General features: G+C 55.9%; 20 protein-coding genes and 1 riboswitch. Of the genes, 12 read left to right on the top strand and 8 right to left on the bottom strand.

From position 1 onward, the window contains the following. Positions 1–81: 81 nt before the first annotated feature. On the top strand, positions 82–1,335 hold the full coding sequence (locus N8E88_RS23855) for a BtaA family protein (protein ID WP_262292752.1): 1,254 nt from the start codon (positions 82–84) through the stop codon (positions 1,333–1,335). Positions 1,336–1,339: 4 nt separating this feature from the next. Beyond that, entirely contained in the window at positions 1,340–1,996 is a 657-nt protein-coding gene (locus N8E88_RS23850; RefSeq protein WP_262292751.1) for a class I SAM-dependent methyltransferase, read from the top strand. Positions 1,997–1,999: 3 nt separating this feature from the next. Here N8E88_RS23850 and N8E88_RS23845 read toward each other — a convergent pair whose 3' ends face one another. Continuing rightward, positions 2,000–3,022, bottom strand: a complete 1,023-nt coding sequence (locus N8E88_RS23845; RefSeq protein WP_262292750.1) for a Tle-like phospholipase domain-containing protein — start codon at positions 3,020–3,022, stop codon at positions 2,000–2,002. Between the two features lie 201 nt (positions 3,023–3,223). Here N8E88_RS23845 and N8E88_RS23840 point away from each other — a divergent pair, with 201 nt between their 5' ends. Both N8E88_RS23840 and N8E88_RS23835 read left to right on the top strand, forming a co-directional pair. Continuing rightward, a complete protein-coding gene (locus tag N8E88_RS23840) occupies positions 3,224–4,042 on the top strand; it encodes a GH25 family lysozyme (protein WP_262292749.1) in 819 nt (272 codons plus the stop codon). 115 nt (positions 4,043–4,157) lie between these two features. Next, on the top strand, positions 4,158–5,372 hold the full coding sequence (locus N8E88_RS23835; protein ID WP_262292748.1) for a lytic murein transglycosylase: 1,215 nt from the start codon (positions 4,158–4,160) through the stop codon (positions 5,370–5,372). 525 nt (positions 5,373–5,897) lie between these two features. Here N8E88_RS23835 and N8E88_RS23830 read toward each other — a convergent pair. Beyond that, positions 5,898–7,124, bottom strand: a complete 1,227-nt coding sequence (locus tag N8E88_RS23830) for a glycerophosphodiester phosphodiesterase family protein (RefSeq protein ID WP_262292747.1) — start codon at positions 7,122–7,124, stop codon at positions 5,898–5,900. A gap of 253 nt (positions 7,125–7,377) precedes the next feature. Beyond that, entirely contained in the window at positions 7,378–8,604 is a 1,227-nt protein-coding gene (locus tag N8E88_RS23825; protein ID WP_262295599.1) for an alanine racemase, read from the bottom strand. A 141-nt stretch (positions 8,605–8,745) separates the two neighbouring features. On the opposite strand from N8E88_RS23825, the gene N8E88_RS23820 reads away from it, so the two are divergent. Then, positions 8,746–9,684 carry a DMT family transporter gene (locus N8E88_RS23820; protein WP_262292746.1) on the top strand — a complete coding sequence of 313 codons (939 nt, stop codon included), beginning with the start codon at positions 8,746–8,748 and terminating at the stop codon, positions 9,682–9,684. Between the two features lie 488 nt (positions 9,685–10,172). Here the strand turns inward: N8E88_RS23820 and metF are convergent, their stop codons facing one another. Both metF and N8E88_RS23810 read right to left on the bottom strand, forming a co-directional pair. Then, positions 10,173–11,102, bottom strand: a complete 930-nt coding sequence (gene metF / locus N8E88_RS23815; RefSeq protein ID WP_262292745.1) for a methylenetetrahydrofolate reductase [NAD(P)H] — start codon at positions 11,100–11,102, stop codon at positions 10,173–10,175. After that, positions 11,102–12,109 carry an ArsR/SmtB family transcription factor gene (locus N8E88_RS23810; protein WP_262295598.1) on the bottom strand — a complete coding sequence of 336 codons (1,008 nt, stop codon included), beginning with the start codon at positions 12,107–12,109 and terminating at the stop codon, positions 11,102–11,104. The genes metF and N8E88_RS23810 overlap by 1 nt, the downstream gene beginning before the upstream one ends. A gap of 147 nt (positions 12,110–12,256) precedes the next feature. Between N8E88_RS23810 and N8E88_RS23805 the strand changes: the two genes are divergently transcribed. Beyond that, the gene (locus tag N8E88_RS23805; protein WP_106718643.1) at positions 12,257–12,574 is read left to right on the top strand and encodes a DUF2293 domain-containing protein; all 318 of its coding nucleotides are present in this window, start codon (positions 12,257–12,259) and stop codon (positions 12,572–12,574) included. Here the strand turns inward: N8E88_RS23805 and bluB are convergent. The 3 genes from bluB to ettA form a co-directional block, all read right to left on the bottom strand. Then, positions 12,507–13,259, bottom strand: coding sequence for a 5,6-dimethylbenzimidazole synthase (gene bluB, locus N8E88_RS23800; RefSeq protein ID WP_262292744.1), 753 nt, complete (start codon positions 13,257–13,259; stop codon positions 12,507–12,509). The genes N8E88_RS23805 and bluB overlap by 68 nt on opposite strands. Positions 13,260–13,305: 46 nt before the next feature. Beyond that, a riboswitch (cobalamin riboswitch) is annotated at positions 13,306–13,482 on the bottom strand. Between the two features lie 26 nt (positions 13,483–13,508). Beyond that, positions 13,509–14,117 carry an MOSC domain-containing protein gene (locus tag N8E88_RS23795; protein ID WP_262292743.1) on the bottom strand — a complete coding sequence of 203 codons (609 nt, stop codon included), beginning with the start codon at positions 14,115–14,117 and terminating at the stop codon, positions 13,509–13,511. Between the two features lie 118 nt (positions 14,118–14,235). Next, the gene (ettA, locus tag N8E88_RS23790) at positions 14,236–15,885 is read right to left on the bottom strand and encodes an energy-dependent translational throttle protein EttA (protein WP_262292742.1); all 1,650 of its coding nucleotides are present in this window, start codon (positions 15,883–15,885) and stop codon (positions 14,236–14,238) included. A gap of 1,271 nt (positions 15,886–17,156) precedes the next feature. On the opposite strand from ettA, the gene N8E88_RS23785 reads away from it, so the two are divergent. The 6 genes from N8E88_RS23785 (at position 17,157) to N8E88_RS23765 (ending at position 22,086) form a co-directional block, all read left to right on the top strand. Beyond that, positions 17,157–18,113: an alpha/beta hydrolase gene (locus N8E88_RS23785; RefSeq protein WP_262292741.1), complete on the top strand. Its 957-nt coding sequence runs from the start codon at positions 17,157–17,159 to the stop codon at positions 18,111–18,113. 3 nt (positions 18,114–18,116) lie between these two features. Then, positions 18,117–19,304: a CaiB/BaiF CoA transferase family protein gene (locus tag N8E88_RS23780; protein WP_262292740.1), complete on the top strand. Its 1,188-nt coding sequence runs from the start codon at positions 18,117–18,119 to the stop codon at positions 19,302–19,304. After that, entirely contained in the window at positions 19,288–19,605 is a 318-nt protein-coding gene (locus N8E88_RS31900) for a thiamine pyrophosphate-binding protein (protein WP_410010609.1), read from the top strand. Before N8E88_RS23780 ends, N8E88_RS31900 begins: the two co-directional genes overlap by 17 nt. After that, the gene (locus N8E88_RS23775) at positions 19,520–20,938 is read left to right on the top strand and encodes a thiamine pyrophosphate-binding protein (RefSeq protein ID WP_410010608.1); all 1,419 of its coding nucleotides are present in this window, start codon (positions 19,520–19,522) and stop codon (positions 20,936–20,938) included. Before N8E88_RS31900 ends, N8E88_RS23775 begins: the two co-directional genes overlap by 86 nt. 103 nt (positions 20,939–21,041) lie before the next feature. Then, positions 21,042–21,773, top strand: a complete 732-nt coding sequence (locus N8E88_RS23770) for a glycosyltransferase family 2 protein (RefSeq protein WP_262292739.1) — start codon at positions 21,042–21,044, stop codon at positions 21,771–21,773. Next, a complete protein-coding gene (locus tag N8E88_RS23765; RefSeq protein WP_114432322.1) occupies positions 21,766–22,086 on the top strand; it encodes a lipid-A-disaccharide synthase N-terminal domain-containing protein in 321 nt (106 codons plus the stop codon). The genes N8E88_RS23770 and N8E88_RS23765 overlap by 8 nt, the downstream gene beginning before the upstream one ends. The last annotated feature ends 11 nt before the right edge of the window (positions 22,087–22,097 follow it).

The raw sequence follows: 22,097 nt of genomic DNA, 5'->3' as shown, positions 1-22,097 counted from the left end.
TCGTTGCACCGGCACCGTCACCCGTCTGTTACATCGAAATGTTAGGCGAGTAGGAATTTCCAACAAAGGGGATTCGATTAGATGCCGTTTGCTCGACAATCCACAAATACCCCTCTCCCGCGCAGTGAGAAGCTGAACAAGGCCGTCCGTCAAAACAGGTTTCTATCGCGAGCGGGAATGTCCGAGCGGCTTTTCGCCCATGTCTTCAAGGGATTGGTCTATCCGCAAATCTGGGAAGATCCCGAAGTCGACATGGAGGCGTTGCAGATCTGCCCTGGGCATCGCATCGTCACAATCGCATCGGGCGGCTGCAATGCCATGTCCTACTTGACCGCCGACCCTGCGAGCGTCGAGGCCGTAGATCTGAATACTGCCCACGTCGCGTTCAACCGTCTGAAGCTCGCCGCAGTGGCGAACCTGCCCAACTACGATGCGTTCTACCGCTTCTACGGCACAGCCGATGACAAGGCCAACCTCGCTGCCTATGAACGTTTTATTCGCCACCATCTGGACTCCACGAGCCGTGCTTATTGGGAAAAACGCATGTTGTCGGGGCGTCGGCGTATCACAATCTTCTCGCGCGATCTTTATCGCCACGGTTTGCTCGGGCTGTTCATCGGCATGGGGCACCGCGTGGCAAAACTTTACGGCATCGACCCACGCGATATTCTGAAATCGTCGACCATGGAAGAGCAGCGCGCCTATTTCGACAGCGCCCTCGCCCCGCTCTTTGACAAGCGCATGATCCGCTGGGCGACGAAGCGAAAATCGTCCCTGTTCGGCCTCGGCATTCCACCGCAGCAATATGATGCGCTTGCTACTGCCGGAAATGGCAATATGGCACAGGTTTTGCGCGGGCGGCTTGAAAAGCTTGCGTGCGGCTTCCCGCTGTCCGAAAACTACTTCGCCTGGCAGGCCTTCGGTCGTGGATACAGCGACAACGCCGAAACAGGCCCGCTGCCTCCATATCTCTCACGCAACAACTTTGCCACAGTGCGCGACCGCGCCGGTCGGATGAGCGTTGTCAATGCTTCCCTGACAGAATTTCTCGCGGCAAAGGCCGTCGCATCCGTCGACCGCTTCATCCTCCTCGATGCGCAGGATTGGATGAACGACACCCAGCTTACCGAACTCTGGAATGAAATCACCCGCACCGCCGCACCGGGCGCTCGCGTCATATTCCGGACCGCTGCCGAGCCGACCATTCTGCCAGGCCGTATCGATGACGCCCTGCTCGAACGCTGGTTTTATCGGGATGAACAGTCGCTTGCCCTTCACGCCCGTGATCGTTCGTCGATCTACGGCGGTTTCCACCTCTACACGCTGAAGGATTAGTTTGATGCTTGCCAAGATTGAACATGGTCCATTGATGGATCGGGTCTACCGGCATCAGCGTCATTTCTACGATGCGACCCGCAAATATTACCTGCTTGGACGCGACCCCATGATTGCTGGCCTCAATCCCCCTGGGAAGGGCAGCATTCTTGAAATTGGCTGCGGTACCGGCCGGAATCTTGTCCTGACCGGCGAAGCCTATCCCAACACTTCGCTCTACGGCATTGATATTTCGAATGAAATGCTTGCGACAGCCACCAGGAAAATAGCAGCAGCGGGATTGGACGAACGCGCGCACCTCGCATACGCCGATGCTGCGGATTTCGATCCGGAAGCGCTGTTCGGACGGCGTGAATTCGACCGGATCTTCATTTCCTATGCGGTTTCGATGATTCCGCAATGGCAAGAGGTAATCCGCGAGGCTGTGAGCCACCTGACGCCTGCCGGCGCCTTGCATATCGTGGATTTTGGTGACCTGAAGGACCTGCCCGGCTTTACCAGGACTGCCCTGTATAAATGGCTGGAATGGTACCACGTCACACCGCGCAACAATCTGCTCGACGTTGCTGAAACGATCGCTGCGCAGTCCGGATGTACAAGCGAAGCGCGGCGGCTCTACCGCGGCTTTGCCTGGATTTCGGTTATTCGCCGCAAGAAATAAGCTTTATTTACACAGATCGCTCTTTGAGCCTTCCGAATTCGGACCCGCAAGGCAATAGAGCATGGACATCTCCGCGGCCGTCCGGTTTTTTTGCGGATTTGCCTCCTGCGCATCGCCACTTGTGGTCTTGTTCAATTCGCAATCGGCGCGAAGCAGGCACATGACCGGGATCCGGGCCATGGCAACGGCAGCCCTTTGCATGCCTTGCGGGCCGGCGAAGTTTCCGGCGTTTCGCACGCGATACCACTGGTGGACCCGTGAAATCCGGAAGAATGCGCGCGGGTTAGACAGGATTGCCAATCTCGACGGAAGCGTATTATCGGCAAAAAGATCAACGACCTGGCCATCATACGGCTCCGCCAGACGGCGATTGTTAGATATGAAGCTCGAATTGAAGACGATAGCAGCGGTACATGGAAACGCAGCCGCCATGTGACGCGCAAGCCCGCCCCCAAGGGCATGTCCTACCATTATGTATTCAACCGGAAGGCCGGCCGCGTTCCGTTGGGCTTCCCTGCGAACTTTGGCGAACTCCTTGCGCGCGGTGCGATATTGGTCCCAGGGATTGATCATCTGGGTAAAATAAGTGTTTTCGCTGACGAGATCGTTGAGACTTGTCGAACCATCTTTGCCCCGGAACACCATCATCACAGACAGGCGATCAGCAGCGCGGCGATAGTACACTTGGGCGTAGAAGCCACCTGGCGTTACGATCGGTTCGCCTTGCGGAGCCCAGCCGAAATAGTCCGGCTGCAGTTTGAAGCGCTCACGCGGGATCGGTTGATAGACATTCGACGCATAGGCAGCATAAATGCCGAAATAATCGGAGATCAGTTCATTGTCATAATCGGGATAGCCACGGTAGTTGCGCCAGAAACTTGGAATCGACGGGCGGATACAACTTCCGGTCTGGCCTACGGAAACGCCAAGATCATTGCGATCGATCGTTACCCAGGAACTCAAAAAAGCATTTGCGAACGCGACGAAGCCGACGAGCAAAACCAGCAAGCCAAGTCTTCTGATCATTTCTTGCCCCCAAATGGCAATGCTGCAATGGATACGTCTCAAACGTAGGTTGCAACGAGTAACACGCGCCAGAAATTCGTGCAGCTAGGAAAATGGGGGTGTGGCCTGCGAACATCCCTGTATGGCGCAGCTGGTCATGATCTATTAAGCATAATGACGCATCAGTAAGGCACCGCCCACAATTCGATACGGAACTCCCCAATGAAACGACTTGCAGCCAGTATATTGACCCTCTTGCTTGCCGGCTGCACGACAGTTGACTACGACTTCTCCGCACCAACGCAAACTTCGGCCGTCCAACAGATTGCCGCCCCGAAAGGCAGTGTGAGCGCGCCGCGTTTCGGTGATCGCGATCCTCATGAATGGAACGGCAAGACGCCGTGGCGTTATCCGGTTCATGGAACAGACGTCTCGAAATATCAGTCCACAATTGATTGGCAGACGGTTCGCAGCAGCCGTATTTCCTTTGTCTTCATCAAGGCGACCGAAGGCGGCGACAGATTCGATGAACGATTTGGCCAGAACTGGGCAGCGGCACGCGCAGCAGGTATCCCTCGCGGTGCCTATCACTTCTACTATTTCTGCCGTACCGCCAAGGAACAGGCGCGCTGGTTCATCGAGCATGTTCCCAACGATCCCGGCGCTTTGCCTCCGGTTCTCGATATGGAGTGGAACGCCGCTTCTCCAACCTGCAAGCTCAGGCCAAATGCTGCTGTCGTGCGGGGCGAAATGCGTACCTTCCTGGATATCCTCGAACGTCACTACGGCAAGCGGCCAATCATCTATACGACCGTCGATTTCTTCGACGACAACGATCTGCGGCAACTTGCCAATTATCCATTCTGGCTGCGCTCGGTAGCTGGTCACCCCGATGAGAAATATGGACCGCATCCCTGGACATTCTGGCAATATACCGGGACCGGAGCAGTCCCTGGCATACGCGGCGATGCAGATATCAATGTTTTCGCGGGCAATGAAAGCGGCTGGAAACAGTGGCTGGTGCGCAACAAGGTCCGATAAAGCTCGGCGCGAGCGTGTTCTCGCACTTCTTTGACTTCACGCCATCCACATATTCGTGCATTAGCAGGAAAAATTCCGCGTGTACTGAATGCGCCCGTTTTAATGAGATTTCCTTATGAACAAACTATCGATTGCACTTGCCGTCAGCCTTTTTACCCTATCCGGCACCGCCCGTGCCCTGGATCAGGTGGCACCGACGCAACCGGTAGTGGCAAAGCCCGCATGCGGGGGCGAACTGGAGCCGTGGTTCAATGGACTGATCGCCGAGGCAAAAGCAGCCGGTGTGAGCGATAAGGGCTTGGGCGAGCTTCTCAAGGCTTCGATGGACGATAAAGTACTGGAGCGCGACCGCGCCCAAGGCGTCTTCAATCAGACTTTCCTCACTTTCTCCTCGCGCATGGTGTCCGATTACCGTTTGAAACAGGGCGCGGCAAACCTCAAGAAATATGCGGATACCTTTGCCAAGGCAGAAGCTGAGTATGGCGTTCCAGGACCGGTAATCGCAGCATTCTGGGGTCTTGAGACAGATTTCGGTGCAGTTCAGGGCGATTTCGATACATTGAACGCACTCCTGACCCTCTCCTTCGATTGCCGCCGGCCAGAACTCTTCCGCCCGCAGTTGATCGCTCTTCTGAAGCTTTTTGACAGCGGTGTCGTCGACGCCAAGACGACCGGCGCCTGGGCTGGCGAGATCGGCCAGATGCAGATGCTGCCAACCGATTATCTCGAGCGCGGCGTCGACGGGGATGGCGATGGCAAGGTCGATCTGAAGCACAGCGCGCCAGATGCGATCATGACCGCTGCTCGTGTGATGCGGGATCTGGGCTGGCGCAAGGGTGAGCCATGGCTGGAGGAAGTAAAGCTTACACAGGAGCTGCCTTGGGAAAATGCTATGCGCACCAACCGTCTGCCCCACTCCAAATGGGCCGCATGGGGTGTTACCGGTATGAAGGGACCGCTCGGTCCCGACGATGGCGATGCGTCGCTGCTGCTTCCGATGGGCCGCAAGGGGCCCGCTTTCCTTTCCTATGCCAACTTCGATATTTTTGTCGAATGGAACAAATCAATCATCTACGCCACGACTGCAGCCTATTTTGCCACCCGCCTGGCTGGCGCGGGCCCGCTTGAGCCGACCAATCCTGAAGCCGGGCTCAATCCCGATCAAATGAAGGAATTGCAGAACAGGCTTGCCGCGCGCGGCCACGATATGGGCCAGAAGATCGATGGCGTGTTTGGCATTCTTACCCGCGATGCGGTACGCGACGAACAGATTCGCCTCGGTCTGCCCGTTGATGCGTGGCCAACACCAGAGCTTCTCGGCAAGCTATAAACGATATTTTTAGGTAGAAAATTATAATGGCGACCACAATTCCTCCTATTAAAACACTATACTTCATTCAATTTTTATGATTTTAGGAATTATTCTTCCTATTTTTTTGATCTTCGGAGCCATTTTAGCGGCATTTATTGACAATGGAGAAGGTGACATATCCAAATATTGTACATATACGATGGACACAGCATGGTACATGTTGCTATATTCCATTTTTGTATTATTTCCATATATCATGTTATTTTCATTTATATTAGACAACGACTTATTATTTCTCAAACTAATTATTTCAGCTTTCTTTTTACTTAATTTGAGCAGAAACTTTCGTTCTCTTTCATATTTTAATAAAGCTCTTCAACGATAGTAAATTGTTCCAGTTTCAGAGTGCGGTACGCAACGAACAGATTCGCCTAGGTCTGCCCGCCGATGCGTGGCCGACCCCGGAGCTTCTCGGCAAGCTCTAGTCCCAACATGTCTCCAGAGAACTGGAGGGTACCCAATTCTCTGTTTTTGGCCCGGATGCTATTTCAGCCCCATGCAATTTGCGTAATAATTTGTGGTCGCCGGCCAATCGGAAAAGATGCCCTTCACCCGGACTTGTTGAGCAAGAACGTCCACCAACCCATACGTCTCGTCACCAGTGTTTTTCGGCATTCCATCCCGCTCCAGCGTCCAGCCAACAAGCTCGATGCCGGCCCTTTTTGCTGCCCGAGCAGCATTCGAAGGAGTGAGTTTTCCCTCTGCATTCTTGGTGACAAGCTGAGCCAAGTTTGACGAAATTGTCCTGACGCCCTGTGCATAGAGCTTTTCCATGTCGCCGACCAGGGTTGGAGAATCAGCCGGACTGTAGAGGTACGAAGACCGCTGACCGAATTCCGGCTCATGCTTTATCCAATAGAGCACATCAGGCAGATTGAACGACTGGATGAAAACGTTGGAAGGGTCGATCTTCGCTGCTTTGTATTCGTCGACAACCTGCTGACGATACGCATCGAGGCTATAGCCACCGGGAATCCTGTCCAGATTCTTCAATTCCGGAGTCATTTTGACACCCGCCTTGGCGAAAAGGGCAATCGACTCGGCATGAGACATCAACATGCCGCGCCGGGTAGAATAAAGATCTGTGCGCCAATCGGGTGTACCTTGCTGGAACTCGGTTACCGTGGTTGCCTTGGTATTTTTGCCCTCCATCTTGCCCTTCAATGTCTTGAATTCGGCAAGCGTAATATCCGATGTGCAGCATCTGGCAGATGCCTCTTTTCCATTCTTTGCGGGTGAAAAGGGCTGCGCGCATTGTGTAGCCAGAGACGTGCTTAAAATATTGGTCGTTTCGGCAAGATCGCACTGACTATGACGGCAGACCAGCTGCTTGTCCTTCGTTACGGTAACGTCGCATTCCAGAATACCTGCACCCATTCGGATGGCAGCCAGATAGCCCTCCTTCGTATGTTCCGGAAATTGCAACGGCGCGCCGCGATGGGAGATGGCAAAATCCGTCCGTTTGAACGGACCATTCTCACAAGATTTGAGCTGGGTTTTCAAAGGGCTCTCGCTCATGTCGTCAACTAGAAAGAATGGCCTTGGCCCGAGTTGCGCCTGCCCCTCATGAATTTTTTCGCTATCGGCCGAACGCCCCTCCACTATCGCATCGCCGCCTTCGCGCCGTGTGGTCTGCCTATCGTCGATCCCGCTCCCGGTTCCGCCCCCCTCAGGCTCAGTAACTTTCGGATCAGACCCGGCAAACTTCATATCGCTGGCTCCGGCTCCGGCGTCTTCTGAGAATGTCCCTTGCGTTACGGGCTTTGTTGACGGCTCATTCTTCGCTAAATTGCTGTCGTTGCAAGCCGAAACGGTGAAAAGTAAAGCACACGAGACTAAAGTATAACAAATACTACGCATCAATATCTCTCCTAAAAATATTGACCGAGGTACAATTATTTTATGACAGTAATATTTCGTTTGTTGTTATTGTAGCGGCAGAACAGGACCTGCGCATTACTGGCTACTGCGCAGGCGCCATCGTCTCGAGTGAGGCAAAACCTTCCGGCCGATCACCTTCATCGAAGGGCGTTTCCACCTCCACGAACGTGTCAGGGTAAAAGCCGTTGAAGCGGGTGCGCAGCGACAGCGAGTAAGCGCCGATATTACCGATCTCGATCCAGTCGCCGGTGTCGACCGTTTCCGGCAACCAGAACGGGCGCGACAGGATATCCACGGAGTCGCACGTCGCCCCGCACACCCGGAACGGCACAATTTCCTTTGGATCGCCATTGCGGTGTTTTTTGGCCGGATCGGGGATGAAACGGGCTGGCAGCGTGATCTTTCCGGTCCACGAATCCGACAGCGACGCCCAGATACCGTCATTGATGTAGAGCCGTCTGCCCTTGCGTAAAAGGACCCGCACGATCAATGAAAACGCCCGAGCGACGATGACCCGGCCCGGCTCTGCCACGAGGGGCAAATCACCAAAACCATACTCCTTGATATCGCCCCGCAGCCGCGACATCAGTTGGCCGAGCGAAGGCATCTCGACATGCTTGCGTTTCGGGTCATGTCCATACTCGGCGGGAAAGCCACCACCAACGTCGAGACCCGCCAAGGGAACCCCGGCGCGGTTGCGTACCCAATCAGCCGAGCTCAAGGCACGCTCATAGGTGTCGGGGTCCTCGATCTGGCTGCCAACATGAAAACACAGGCCGACCATGTAGCCGATCTTGTGGGCGCGCTGCAGCAGCTCTACCGCATGTGCCGGTGCGGCACCAAATTTCTTCGATAGCTCGTAGGCGGCATGTCCCTTGGTTTGCAGCCGTATGTACAGCGTTATGCTGGCTGGATCGATATCGAGTGCGCGCACGATACGGGTTACCTTGGCGATCTCATCTTCATGATCCACTGCCAGAACACGAATGCCATAGGTTTCGAGAGCCAGGCGAATATCCGACTGCGCCTTGATCGGGTGCATATAGAGCATCTGCGCATCCGGAGCAACCTTGCGCACCGCTTCGAACTCTCCCGGCGATGCCACATCGAAAACGTTGATACCATTGCGTGCCAGCGTTTCGAGCACAAGATTTTCGCCATTGGTCTTGACCGCATAAGCCGTCTCGCCCGGGAACATCTTCATGAACTGGTGTGCGTCATCGATCAGAACTTGCGGCCGAAAGCAGTAGACTGGCTGATCCGGCCGCAGGGTAAGCGCTGCTTCACGGGCCGAGGCGAATCGTTGCATCGTTTTGTTCTGCGTCATGCAAATCTCTTATCAAGGACAGGTGACAGACGAAAGTCGGTTTCTCGCAGCTGGAATCGGGTGGTTTTATACCGTTGAACAGCTAGAAACCTTATCAGACAGCACTGTTGAAAGGATCTATCCGTGTCCACCGCGCAAACAACGTCGCCCAATCCTCTCGCCATGACCAGCTTCGCATGGTTGCAATTGCTCCTTCTTGGCGCAATCTGGGGTGGGTCGTTCTTCTTTGCGCGTGTCGCGGTTCAGGTGGTTCCGCCGTTAACGCTGGTACTTTTTCGCGTGGCGGTAGCAGCTGTGGCACTTCATCTCTATCTGCTTAGCCGCGGCGTCCGGTTCTGGGACTACCGGGATCATGCATTTGAGTTCGCCGGCCTTGGCCTGCTGATGAACGTCATCCCCTTTTCCCTGCTCTTCATCGGGCAGACAGTTCTCGGCGCAGGTGTCGAGTCGATCCTCAATGCGACAACACCTATCTGGACGGTCGCCGCCGCCGCCATCCTTACCGTAGACGAAAGGATCACGATCAACAAACTTGCCGGCATTCTTCTGGGCATATTCGGGCTCGTCATCATGATCGGACCTGGTGTTCTCACAGGTCTCGGTGGTCCGCTTTGGGCCGAGATCGCTGTGATAGGCGCCACCCTCTCCTATGCTTTTGCTGGCATTCTGGCGAAGCGCTTCAAAGGTGTGCCACCCACTATAACATCCACAGGCCAGATGACCGCATCCACGCTCATCATGATGCCCGTGGTGCTCATCTACGACGGCGTTCCCGCGGTAGCGAACATCGATACAGGTGTCTGGTTGGCCATTCTCGGTCTTGGCCTCCTGTCGACTGCTTTCGCTTATATCCTCTATTTTTCCATCGTCCGAACGGCCGGCGCGACAAACGCTTCACTCGTCACTTTGATCGTTCCAGTCAGCGCTGTTCTGCTTGGAACAATTTTTCTTGACGAACAGCTCGCGCTTCAGGATTTCCTCGGCATGGCATTGATCGCTCTTGGATTGTTGACGATCGATGGCAGGCTACTCGCAGCCCTGCAAAAGCGCCTAAAAGCCTAAAGTTTTCAATATACCGTTGGCCTTACAGCTTGGGTCCGCGGCTTAATTCCGGCTTAATTGTGGCAAAGGTCCAGCCACACCCATGTGTGTGGCCTTTTTGCTGCACTGCAAAAATATACCGCTTAGACGAACATTTTATCGTGATTTCAATATTTTTTGCCGCTCTAAATGGGTTTAAATTCAAAAACTTAGGTTTGAAGGGCAAAAAATTTCTACTATCGACGTCACAAGACCGCAATATTTAGGCTTTTTATGTGGCAAATTTGCGCTATGCTAAATGGGTTAACTGCAGGAGACGAGCGATGGGACTAACTCGATCGATGAATGTCCTTATGATCTGTGCAGCGTTCGCATTTATTGGTGCAATGGTCGTAGGACTAATCCCCTGATTGTAAATAAGAGCGCTACGAAGATGGTCTCTGACCGTTAAGCGAATAAAATAGGAAGGCGGCCCGGTTATGGCAACCGGGCCGTTTTCGTTTCAGAATTCAGGCGGCAGCGCCAGCCAGATTGGCCTCGACCGCATTGCCGCTACCAGGACGAATGCCGATCAAATGACAAATTGCGAAGGGCAGATCAGCCCGGTTCATTGTGTAGAAATGGAAATCCTGGATACCGCGCTCGACCAGATCGAGCACCTGTTCGGCGGCAACTGCTGACGAGACCAAGGCGTGCGTCTGCGGGTCGTTGTCCAGCCCATCGAACCGCTCGGCAAGCCAAGCGGGAATGTGCGTTCCGGCCTTCGAACAGAAATTGGTGACCTGCGTGAAATTATGGATCGGTAATATGCCGGGCAGAATTGGAATATAAATACCAGCGCGACGAACCTTTTCAACATAACGTTCATAAAGATCGTTCTCGAAAAAGAACTGCGTTATCGCCCGCGTCGCGCCATTGTCGACCTTGCGCTTCAGCATGTCGATATCTGTAGCAAAGTCTGGACTTTCCGGATGCTTTTCCGGATAGGCGGAGACGGAAATGTCGAAGTCCGCGAAAGCTTTGAGTCCTGCGACCAGCTCGGCGCCGTTCTCATAACCACCTGGAGTTGGTTTGTAGTGCGCGCCAACGCCGCCGGCCGGATCGCCACGCAATGCCACAAAGCGCTTGACGCCCATGGCGGCAAATTCACGCACAATCGTATCCACCTCTTCCTTGGTCGCATCGACGCAAGTCAGATGGGCGGCGGCATTGACGTCGGTCTCGGTCAAAATGCGCTTGATCGTACGGGCGGTACGCTCCCGAGTGCTGCCGCCGGCACCGTAAGTCACCGATACGAATTCGGGATTGAGCGGCGCAAGACGCGTCACCGTTTCCCAAAGCCGTTCTTCCATGACTTCCGTTTTCGGCGGGAAAAACTCAAATGAAACACGGATATTTGACCCAATATCCGAACGGCGGGACTGGCGGAAAAAACTCATTATACGCTCTCCGTTATGCGGGAGGTTGAATCGGGATCGGCGATCAGCAAGCGCGGGTCGCGTGCCAGCCACAATTTGACGGTCAGTTTGTCATCGCCCTTCGGTTCTAGATCGCGGCTCTCTTCGAGCATCAATCCAGCCTCGGTCAGCCAGTCGCGCATCTGCCCGTCATTGAACCCAAGACGCACATGCGCATGATTGTCGCGCAGGAACTCAAGCTCATGCGGGGCAAAATCGACGATCAACATTCGCCCGCCTGCCCGCAACGCACGCGCCGCTTCGCGGATTGCTTCCGCCGGATTATCGAGAAAGTGCAGGACCTGGTGAATGGTCACGAGATCGAAAGACTCCCGATCGACCGGCAGCGAGTAGACGTCGCCATGGCGAACCTGTGCATTGGTAATCCCGTCGCGGTCAAGATTCGAGCGGGCAATAGTCAACATGTCGCGATTGATGTCGATGCCGACACCGCGCACATAAAGCGGCGCGAAGAGTTCGAGAAGACGGCCCGTGCCAGTCCCAACGTCAAGCATGGCCTGGAAGGGCTTGCGACCGACAATTTTGATCAGTGCGTCTTCTACAGCGCCATCCGGGACATGCAGCGACCTGATCGCGTCCCAGCTGGTGGCATTGGCGCTGAAGTAGGCAGCCGCACGCTCACGGCGCTGCAGCTTCACCGAGGAAAGACGCTCGAGATCACGCTCCAACAGCGGATCGGTGTTGTCCAGACGATCTAGAAGAGAGCGCGCGATGTCGCCGACGATCAGCGATTCCGCCAAACGGAAATAGGCCCAGGAACCTTCCTGATAACGATTGATGAGGCTTGCTTCAAACAGCAGCTTGAGGTGGCGCGACACACGTGGCTGTGACTGGCCGAGAATGGTCGTAAGGTCTGAGACTGTCAGGTCGCCGCGCGACAAGAGCGCCAGAATGCGCAAACGGCTTGGCTCTGCCGCTGCTTTCAGCGTATCGACCATCAGATCAAGATTGAGATCACGCTTGTCCATCATTCACCTCAAAAGACATAAAGATATGTTTATGTGAGAAATCCAATCTTGGCAAGTTGTTTTTGCCGTTGACGACAAAATTTGCCGCGTTTGAAACCGAGCAGTTCCAGGATAAACAGTTGACCAAGAATCACGCAAGGAATCCGCATGAGCACGGGAACAAACCGCCAGCGCGCGATCAACAAGGCGCTGACGCTGCTTCTCCCGGCGGTGCCCTATTCGGATTCGGAGCCGATAAGGGCTGCTGCCGGTGCACCGCACATGCGGTCATTGCCCCCTCCCATCGCGGTGTGGCTTGCTGCCGTGGCGCATGTCCGCCACCAGCACACGGACTATGACGCCCTGCGCGATGAAGGATATGACAAGGAGAGTGCGCGGTTCTTCGTGCTTGATGCCATCAATCGGAAGTTGACAGAGTGGCGGGCGACGCGTCTGCTGGATCCTGATGAGGAAGATCCGAGCTGATATTGGTTGTGTCCTGCCATCGATCTTGGAAAATCAGGTTCTCTAGCGGTAACCTTTTAGCCCAGCCGCGCTTTTGCAGTTCCGGCGTGTCATAGAACTCATCGACATAACCGATACAAAGGTACGCTATGATCTCGACATGCTCCGGAATGCCAAGGATACGGCGCATATCCTGATCGTGGTAAATGCTGACCCACCCGACCCCAATACCCTCGGCTCGAGCTGCAAGCCAAAGGTTTTGCACGGCGCAGACTGTGCTGTAGATATCCATTTGGCGATTATGCGTGCGTCCAAGCACCACCTTGCCCCCGCGAGTGCGGTCGCAGGTGATGCACAGGTTGATCGGCGCCTTGAGAATGCCTTCGAGCTTCAGCGAAGCATAAAGCGCTTGCCGTTCGTCGCTGAACAGCGACTTGGCCTCCTCGTTGGCGCGAGTGAAGGCGCGATGTATCTCCACCTTTCGCGCTTCGTCCCGAATGACAATAAAGTTCCACGGCTGCATGAATCCGACCGACGGCGCATGATGCGCGGCGTCCAGCAGCCGCATCAGCACCTCGTAGGGGACAGCTTGGGGCAGGAACTGGTCGCGCACGTCGCGCCTTGTATGGATGGCTTTGTAGACTGCAGCGCGTTCATTTGGGGAAAAATTGCTGGCTGCAACCGGACCTGATAAAACATCGCGCATTGTTTGCTCCCGACAACGCTTGGAAACTCTCCCCGCCGTCCGCGCGGTTTAAGCTATGAGGTCCGGCCGGTCTTCTGACTGAGGTTCATCTGAACCGCGCGCCTTCCGGTATATCCGTGGCATCTGCGCGGCCATCCCCTTTACAGCGTTGGGCACGTGCCGGAGTCACACCGGCTTCCCGATTCTCCCGCGAAGAGCAGGCACCGGACCTTCATTCCATTCGCCATAGAAAAACGCTTGGTGCAAGCCTCAGATCGGATAAATCCATTGCTCGGGCACGCGTATATCGACTTTTTCACCGGCGCGAATGGTGCCCGGTTTCTCAACCCAGGCGACGATGCCGCGCAGGCGCTTCGAGACCCTGACGAAATCGAGCGCCGTCGTCGTATGATCTTCGGTATCTGCATGTTCGCCGATGGAGCGTCCTGCTACCTTGCAGGGGGCATTCTGCCCGTCCACCCTCAAAGTGACGCCTCCTTCGAAGAACATCAGCGTCCGTGGCGGCAGCATCGAAAGCGACGGAATACCGTCAATGACCATGTTGCCGCCGATCCATTCGGCCTTCAGTTCAGACAATCCCATGCCAGCAGCGACATCCGACAGTTCATCCAATGCGAGAATGGAAAGCTGGCGCTCGTTGCGCATTTCCGTGCCCCGCGGATACCAGGGCTCGCGCCCGCCGGACCTGCGCGTTGGACCGGCATGAAAATCGCCAACGATGCCATCGAACGTGAGCTCAAGAGACGCTGCAGGCGTCGTGACAAAGTCGCCTGCAAGAGCTTCGAACAGTCCACTTACCCGCCCGCTAAGCTTGCGTGAAGGGAGTATTTCGGTTCTGGTTTCAAACAGGTCAGTCATTGCGCCACTCCGTGAAGATTCCCCGCATACTAGAAATTCAGGCCACGAAAACCAGCAAATAAGCCTGATGGGTTCGTCAAAAATGGTGATGGGAGAACGTCTCCGCCTCCCACTACCGTTATCGAGTCAGCGGCTTATAGCTAGGACGCTTTGGATTGACGCTATCCGGGCCAAGGCGGCGGATCTTGTCGTTCTCGTAATCCTCGAAGTTGCCTTCGAACCATTCCACATGACTGTCGCCTTCGAATGCGAGGATATGCGTCGCGAGCCGGTCGAGGAACATGCGATCGTGGCTGATGATCACGGCGCAGCCTGCATATTTTTCCAGCGCGTCCTCGAGTGCCGCCAACGTTTCAGTGTCGAGATCGTTGGTGGGCTCATCGAGAAGAAGAACATTGCCACCAGCCTGCAGCATCTTGGCGAGATGCACGCGATTACGCTGACCGCCGGAGAGATTGCCGACCTTCTGCTGCTGATCGCCGCCCTTGAAGTTGAACGCCGAGACATAGGCACGGGAGTTCATCTCGTACTTGCCGAGCTTGATGATTTCGTTGCCGCCCGAAATTTCTTCCCAGACGTTCTTATCCGCCTTCAGATGATCGCGGCTCTGATCCACATAACCAAGATGCACGGTTTCACCGATGCGGATGGATCCGGAATCCGGCTTTTCCTGTCCGGTGATCATCTTGAACAGGGTGGTTTTACCTGCGCCGTTGGGGCCGATGATGCCAACAATGCCACCGGGCGGCAGCTTGAATGTAAGGTCTTCGATGAGCAGTTTATCCCCGAAAGATTTGGTGAGACCTTCCGCTTCGATGACCACCTGACCAAGGCGCTCGCCTGCCGGAATGAGAATCTGTGCGTCGCCGGGCCGCTGATCGTTGGCCGCATCGACCAAGGCGTCATAGGCCTTGATACGCGCCTTCGACTTCGCCTGACGCGCCTTGGGGCTCGCCGAAATCCATTCGCGCTCGCGCTCCAATGCTTTCTGGCGCGAGTCATCCTCGCGGCCTTCCTGCTGCATGCGCTTGGCCTTGGCGCCGAGGTAGGCAGAATAGTTGCCTTCATAGGGAATACCGCGACCGCGATCGAGTTCGAGAATCCAGCCGGTAACATGGTCGAGGAAGTAGCGATCGTGGGTAATCAGTAGGACCGAGCCCTTGTATTCGCGCAGATGCTTTTCCAGCCACGCCGTGGTTTCCGCATCCAGATGGTTGGTCGGCTCGTCGAGGAGCAACAGGTCCGGTTGCGACAGAAGAAGCCGGCATAGAGCCACACGGCGGCGTTCACCACCGGAAAGGTTGGTTACCTCGCTGTCGCCAGGCGGGCAGCGCAATGCTTCCATGGCCATTTCGACCTGCGATTCCAGGTCCCAGAGGTTCTTGGAATCGATGATATCCTGCAACTTCGCGCCCTCGTCGGCGGTCTCGTCGGAATAATTCATCATGACTTCATTATAGCGGTCGAGAATGGCCTTCTTGTCGGCAACCCCGTCCATGACGTTGCCCATCACGTCCTTCGTCGGATCGAGAACGGGCTCCTGAGCGAGATAACCAACTGTCGCGCCCTCAGCGAGCCAGGCTTCGCCTGTATATTCTCTGTCCATACCGGCCATGATCTTGAGGATCGTCGACTTACCGGCACCGTTCGGTCCGAGGATACCGATCTTGGCATCGGGGTAGAAAGAAAGATGAATGTTTTCAAGAACCTTCTTGGTTCCATATGCCTTGTTCAGGCCGGCCATATGATAGATGAATTGGCGTGCCATAACGCGCGTCACTCCGATGTTCGGGATTTTAGGGACATGAATTTGCGCCGTATGTAGGCGAAAGGGGCTCCTGTGGCAATGGATGGCGGCTTATTTCAGGTGTCCGAGCCATGTTAAGGGTCTCCCTTGCCACGCCCTCCTCGGAGTCTGGCCATTGCTTGCATGCTGGGAAGACGGGCGGTCGTCGAAGCGCGTCTTTGTAGAATAAAATGCGATCCGAAGACCGCCCGTCCGGCGTCTTTTGATCCCGTCCGTTCCGCTTGGGAGGCCTTCCGCGTTGGGTGAATTGCTTCACCCGCTGCCGAAAGCCCCTTTCGAAGTGCTCGTCCAGCACACGCCAGTCGTAGTACCGGCAGGGGAACCCTCGGACGGAACTTCCCCGGACAGCGGGCCCGTTACCCGCCATCGGAGGCGCCGGTCCTCTCCCCACTTCGAACGGCTCCGGAAGCAGTTCCCTGTGGAGAGGACGGGGATAGAATAAGCGAGGTTTGGAGGTGTTGGATAAGTTTGCGGGATTTTGTTTGGTAAGAGCTCTTCCCTCTCCGTCATCCTCGGGCTTGACCCGAGGACCCACCGCCAACGAGCGAAAACTTATCCACGATCTCGGCGGCATCCAGCCACCGTAGCATCCTTCACTGGAAGGCGTTGTGGAACGTTATGCCTCAACACTTCCTGGCCGTGGGTCCTCGGGTCAAGCCCGAGGATGACGGAGACGTCGGGATTCTATGCTGCTGTGCGTGGTTCGACAAGCTCACCATGAGGGAGCTTGTTTGGTTGCAGGGAACCAGCAACAGCAACGCCGATGCCTGTCATGACGTCTCCGGTTACCGTGCAGCCCACCCGTTTCCCTCATGGTGAGCTTGTCGAACCACGCACAGCAGCAATGCCATCCGGACAATTAGGATAAGCGGGCGGCAACAGGGCAAGCCTCCAAAACGAGCGAAACCGGGCGCGGATATTTCCGTCACCCGGTTTCCCCTCTGGTGCCGCTTTCGGGGAGCGTCCTCTTCTCCCCTGAACGGCCATGTAACTGGCAGAAACCGAGTGCGTTTCATTGTTGCGGTTGCAACGATCGCACATTCAATCTCTTTCGGAGTGAAGTTCTGAGGGAAGTTTTTATCGATTGCAAGAGGCTTTGCAAAATTAAATTGCATACGGTTTTACATGATTATTTATTGTGCAGGAACGAAAAAATTAAGCGGATTTTATCGGAATTTATTGCGCATTGACTATTCGTGCGCCACCACTTCAACTGCGACGGGAGGCAGAGAATGGCATTCGAGGACGTGGAAACGATTGCAAGCGCGACAGGGGCAATACTTGCGATGCGGTTTTCCGCGGCCGAGGGTCAGGCGCACGCCATCGTCCAGATCAGTCACGGCGTCAGTGAACATTCCCTGCGCTATGCGCGGTTTGCCCGATTCTTGAACGGACAAGGTTTTCACGTCTATGCTCACGATCATCGCGGACACGGACTTACCAAAGCAACTGGAGCTCCGGCTGGACGATTTGCGCAAAGCGACGGAGTCATGCACGTTCTGGACGACGTCGATGCCATCAACAGTCTTGCCCGCCAGCGTCACCCTCACCTCCCCATGATTCTGTTCGGGCACTCGCTCGGCGGATTGATCGCAATGAACTACGTGCTGAAGCATCCAGGTAGAGTGGATGCCGCGGCGATCTGGAACGCCAATTTCAACGCCGGACTTCTCGGCCGGGTCGCGCAAGGAGTCCTGCGTGCCGAGCGCATGTTTTTGGGATCGGACGTTCCAAGTATGTTGCTACCGAAATTCACCTTCCAGCAGTGGGGCCGCAGCATTGCAAACGCCCGTACGGCGTCTGACTGGTTATCGCGCGACCCTGACGAAGTAGATGCCTATCTTGCCGACCCATTGTCGGGCTGGAACCCGACAGTGAGCATGTGGCGCGATATTTTCGACCTCATCTTCACCGGTGCAGATAATTCGTTGCTGGCCAGCGTCCCTCGCGACTTACCCTTCAATCTCGTCGGCGGTGCAGAAGATCCGGCCACTGAAAAGGGCAAAGCTGTCAGGCACCTTGAAAGCAGATTGAAACAACTTGGATTTTCCAACGTCACTACGAAGATCTACGATGGTACACGGCATGAGGGCCTCAACGAGATCAACAGGGAGGTAATCATGCGGGATTTTGCGGATTGGGCGACACGAACAGTTTCGAAACGACCGACACATCTGGAGAGTGCTTGAAACATGACTGATGCTCCTCTGAAGGGTGTGCGCGTCATCGAACTCGCTCGCGTCCTGGCCGGGCCATGGGCCGGCCAAGTTCTCGCCGACCTTGGCGCTGATGTCATCAAGGTGGAAAATCCTGCTGGAGGGGACGAAACGCGCGGATGGGGACCGCCATTCATCGCCAGCAGTGAGGGCGAAAATCTCTCTGCCGCCTATTTCCACTCCTGCAACCGCGGCAAGCGCTCAATCACTTTGGATTTCACGACCAAAGAGGGACAGGAAACCGTCAAGGCCCTGTGCCGTACTGCAGATGTCGTGCTCGAAAATTTCAAGGTAGGCGGCCTGAAGAAGTACGGTCTCGACTACGCATCTCTGAGCGCCGACAATCCGCGTCTCGTCTATTGTTCGATCACAGGCTTTGGTCAGGACGGTCCGTACGCTGCCCAGGCGGGCTACGACTTTATCATTCAGGGCATGTCGGGGCTGATGTCCGTTACCGGCGAACCCGACCGCGAGCCGCAAAAGGTCGGCCTCGCCGTTGCCGATGTCTTCACCGGCCTCTATTCCGTCATTGCCATTCAGGCTGCGCTGGCACATGCAGCGAAGACAGGCGAAGGCCAGATGATCGATATGGCCCTGTTCGACGTGCAATCCGCTGTCATGGCCAACCAGGCGATGAACTATCTTGCGACGGGCAAGAGTCCGCACCGCATGGGCAACGCGCACCCGAATATTGCGCCTTACGAAGTCGTACCGACATCAGACGGTCACATGATCCTGGCCGTCGGCAATGACGGGCAGTTCGCCCGGTTCTGCAGCATCGTCGGGTTGACAAATCTCGCCAGCGATCCTCGCTTCCTGACCAATCGGGCACGACTGGAAAATCGCATTGAACTGACGGCCCTGATCCGGGCCGAAACGCAGAAACGTACCCGTGCCGAATTGCTTGACGACTGTTCCCGAAATGCGGTTCCGGCAGGACCGATAAACCGGATCGGCGAGATGTTTGACGATCCGCAGATCGTATCGCGGCAATTGCGGCTTGATCTCGACGACAACCATGGCAGCACCATCCCCTCGGTGCGTACGCCGATCGTCATGTCCAGAACGCCACTCGCCTATCAACGGCCTTCGCCACGTCTTGGTGAGCACAGCGCTGAAATTCTCGAAGAACTGAAGGATACATCCAATGAAAACGGGCGGTGAATTGATCGTCGAGGCCTTGGCGGCTAATGGCGTCGAGCGGTTGTTCTGCGTACCTGGCGAGAGCTACCTTGCCGTGCTCGACGCGCTGTACGACGCAAAGATAGGCGTCACCGTTTGCCGGGCCGAGGGCGGAGCCACGATGATGGCGGATGCCTGGGGAAAGCTCACAGGCAAGCCAGGCATCTGCTTTGTCACACGTGGTCCAGGCGCAACCAATGCCTCCCCCGGAATCCACATCGCCAAGCAGGATCTCGACGCCACTGATCCTTTTCATTGGCCAGGTGCAACGCGACGCACGTGAGCGCGAGGCCTTTCAGGAAGTCGAGTACCGCCGCTTCTTTGCCGATACAGCGAAATGGGTGGCAGAAATCGACGATGCGCGGCGCATTCCGGAATTCGTTACGCGAGCATTTTCGGTCGCGACCTCGGGGCGCCCAGGACCTGTCGTGCTGGCGTTACCGGAAGACATGCTGACCGACAAGGTCGAAGCAGTGGCGGCTCAGGGCTGGCAGCCGGTCGAGACGGGTCCTTCTCCGGCCAGTATCGAAAAGCTCGCCGATCTTCTTCAGGGCGCAAAACGGCCTTTCATGATCCTGGGCGGATCACGCTGGAATGAAAAGGCAGTCCAGTCGATCACGCGCTTTGCCGAGAAATGGCACCTCCCCGTCGGATGTTCCTTCCGCCGGCAGATGCTGTTCGATCATCTGCATCCGAATTATGCGGGCGATGTCGGTATCGGCATCAATCCGGCTTTGGCGGCGCGCGTGAAAGAAGCCGACGTGTTGCTGCTGATTGGCGGACGTTTCGGCGAGATGCCCTCGTCCGGCTACACGTTGATGGACAGTCCCTACCCCAAACAGACTCTGATCCATGTGCATCCGGATGCGGATGAACTTGGACGGGTATATCGCCCAAGCCTCGCGATCAACTCTGCACCCGACATGTTTGCCGAAGCTGTCGAACATCTTGCACCGCCGTCCCACATCAACTGGCCGGGGGAAGCAGAAAACGCGCATAAATCCTACCTCGCCTGGTCGACGCCACCAAAGACCGGACCCGGAAAGGTCGTGATGGGACCAATCATGTCCTATCTCGAGAGTGTACTGCCGGAGGATGCGATCATGACCAACGGCGCGGGCAACTATGCCACATGGCTGCATCGCTTCCATCGATTCCGCCGCTTCAGCACACAGGCGGCTCCGACATCGGGATCGATGGGTTATGGCCTCCCGGCGGCGGTTGCTGCAAAACAGCTTTATCCAGAGCGAACGGTCGTCTGCTTTGCCGGCGACGGATGCTTCCTGATGAACGGCCAGGATTTTGCGACGGCAGTACAATACGACCTGCCGATTATCGTGCTGGTCATCAACAACAACATCTATGGGACGATTCGTATGCATCAGGAGCGCGAATATCCCGGGCGGGTATCCGCGACGGATCTCACCAACCCGGATTTTGCCATGCTTGCCCGGGCCTATGGCGGTCATGGTGAGACCGTGGACGCCACAGAGGAATTCGAAGGAGCATGGCAACGGGCCGTCGAAAGCGGCAAGCCGGCGATCATTGAAATTCGTCTCGATCCCGAAGCGATTACACCGGCGAAGACTCTCTCCGACATTCGCAACAAGCGTTGACCGAAGGGGTGGCATTACAGCTTCGTAATGCAAATGAGGATGGCACGGCGGCGCTTTCGATGTTATGGAGCGCGCCTGAAGTCCCACTACGAAAGCTTGCAACTTGAGCAATCCGGCAATTACGATCGTCATTCCGTGCCGCAATGAGGCCGCCAATCTAGCCTTTCTCCTCGATGAAGTGGATGCAGCCATGGAAGGCCGCAGCTACGAAGTGATCGTCGTCGACGATGGCTCCACAGACTTGACGGGTGAAGCATTGGGCGAGCGGATCAAGGCCGGGAAGCCTCTGCGCCATATTCGTCACGACAAGTCTGCGGGGCAAAGTGCGGCCGTTCGCTCGGGCGTATTTGCGGCAAGGGGTAAGGTCGTGGTCACCATGGATGGCGACGGACAGAACAACCCTGCCTACCTGCCACGACTGGCCGATGCACTGCTGCAGGCCGGTCCGGCAATCGGGATCGCAGCAGGGCAGCGCCTGAAGCGTACCGACACGAAACTGAAGCAGCTCGCATCGAAATATGCCAACAAGCTGCGCAGCGCGATCCTGAAGGACAATACGCGCGACAGCGGCTGCGGTCTTAAGGCACTGCACACCCAGCTTTTCCGCGAATTGCCTTTCTTCGATGGCTGGCACCGCTATCTGCCTGCATTGGTGATCCGTGAAGGCTATGGCGTCGTGCATGTCGATGTCCTCGATCGCGAACGCCGTCACGGTAAATCAAACTACGGCATTCTCGACCGCGGCCTGCGCGGTATTCTCGACCTTTATGGCGTCTGGTGGCTGCGCAAGCGCCGCAAGACCGTTCCAACGATTACGGAGATCAGTCATGGCTGATGCTATTACCAATTGGCTGCACTCGGTTTTCGTGGCCCAATTCGACGCCTGGATTCTGCTGGGCTTTTTTGCGCAGGGCTGTTTCACCATGCGTTTCGTCGTGCAGTGGATTGCCTCCGAACGCGCCAAACGCAGCGTCGTACCGGTGACGTTCTGGTTCTTCTCGCTGTTTGGCGGCATGCTGCTTTTTGTCTACGCGGTCGTACGCAAGGATCCGGTGTTCATCGCCGGTCAAGGCCTCGGACTTATTGTCTATATTCGCAATCTCTGGCTTATCGCCAATGAGAAGAAGGCGATGACGCTGGACACGTGAGCAAGGGATGT

This window comes from Phyllobacterium zundukense, from assembly GCF_025452195.1.
Lineage (GTDB): Bacteria > Pseudomonadota > Alphaproteobacteria > Rhizobiales > Rhizobiaceae > Phyllobacterium > Phyllobacterium zundukense_A.
Note: the sequence above shows the minus strand (reverse complement) of the source record. Positions and strands in the feature narration are given on the sequence as shown.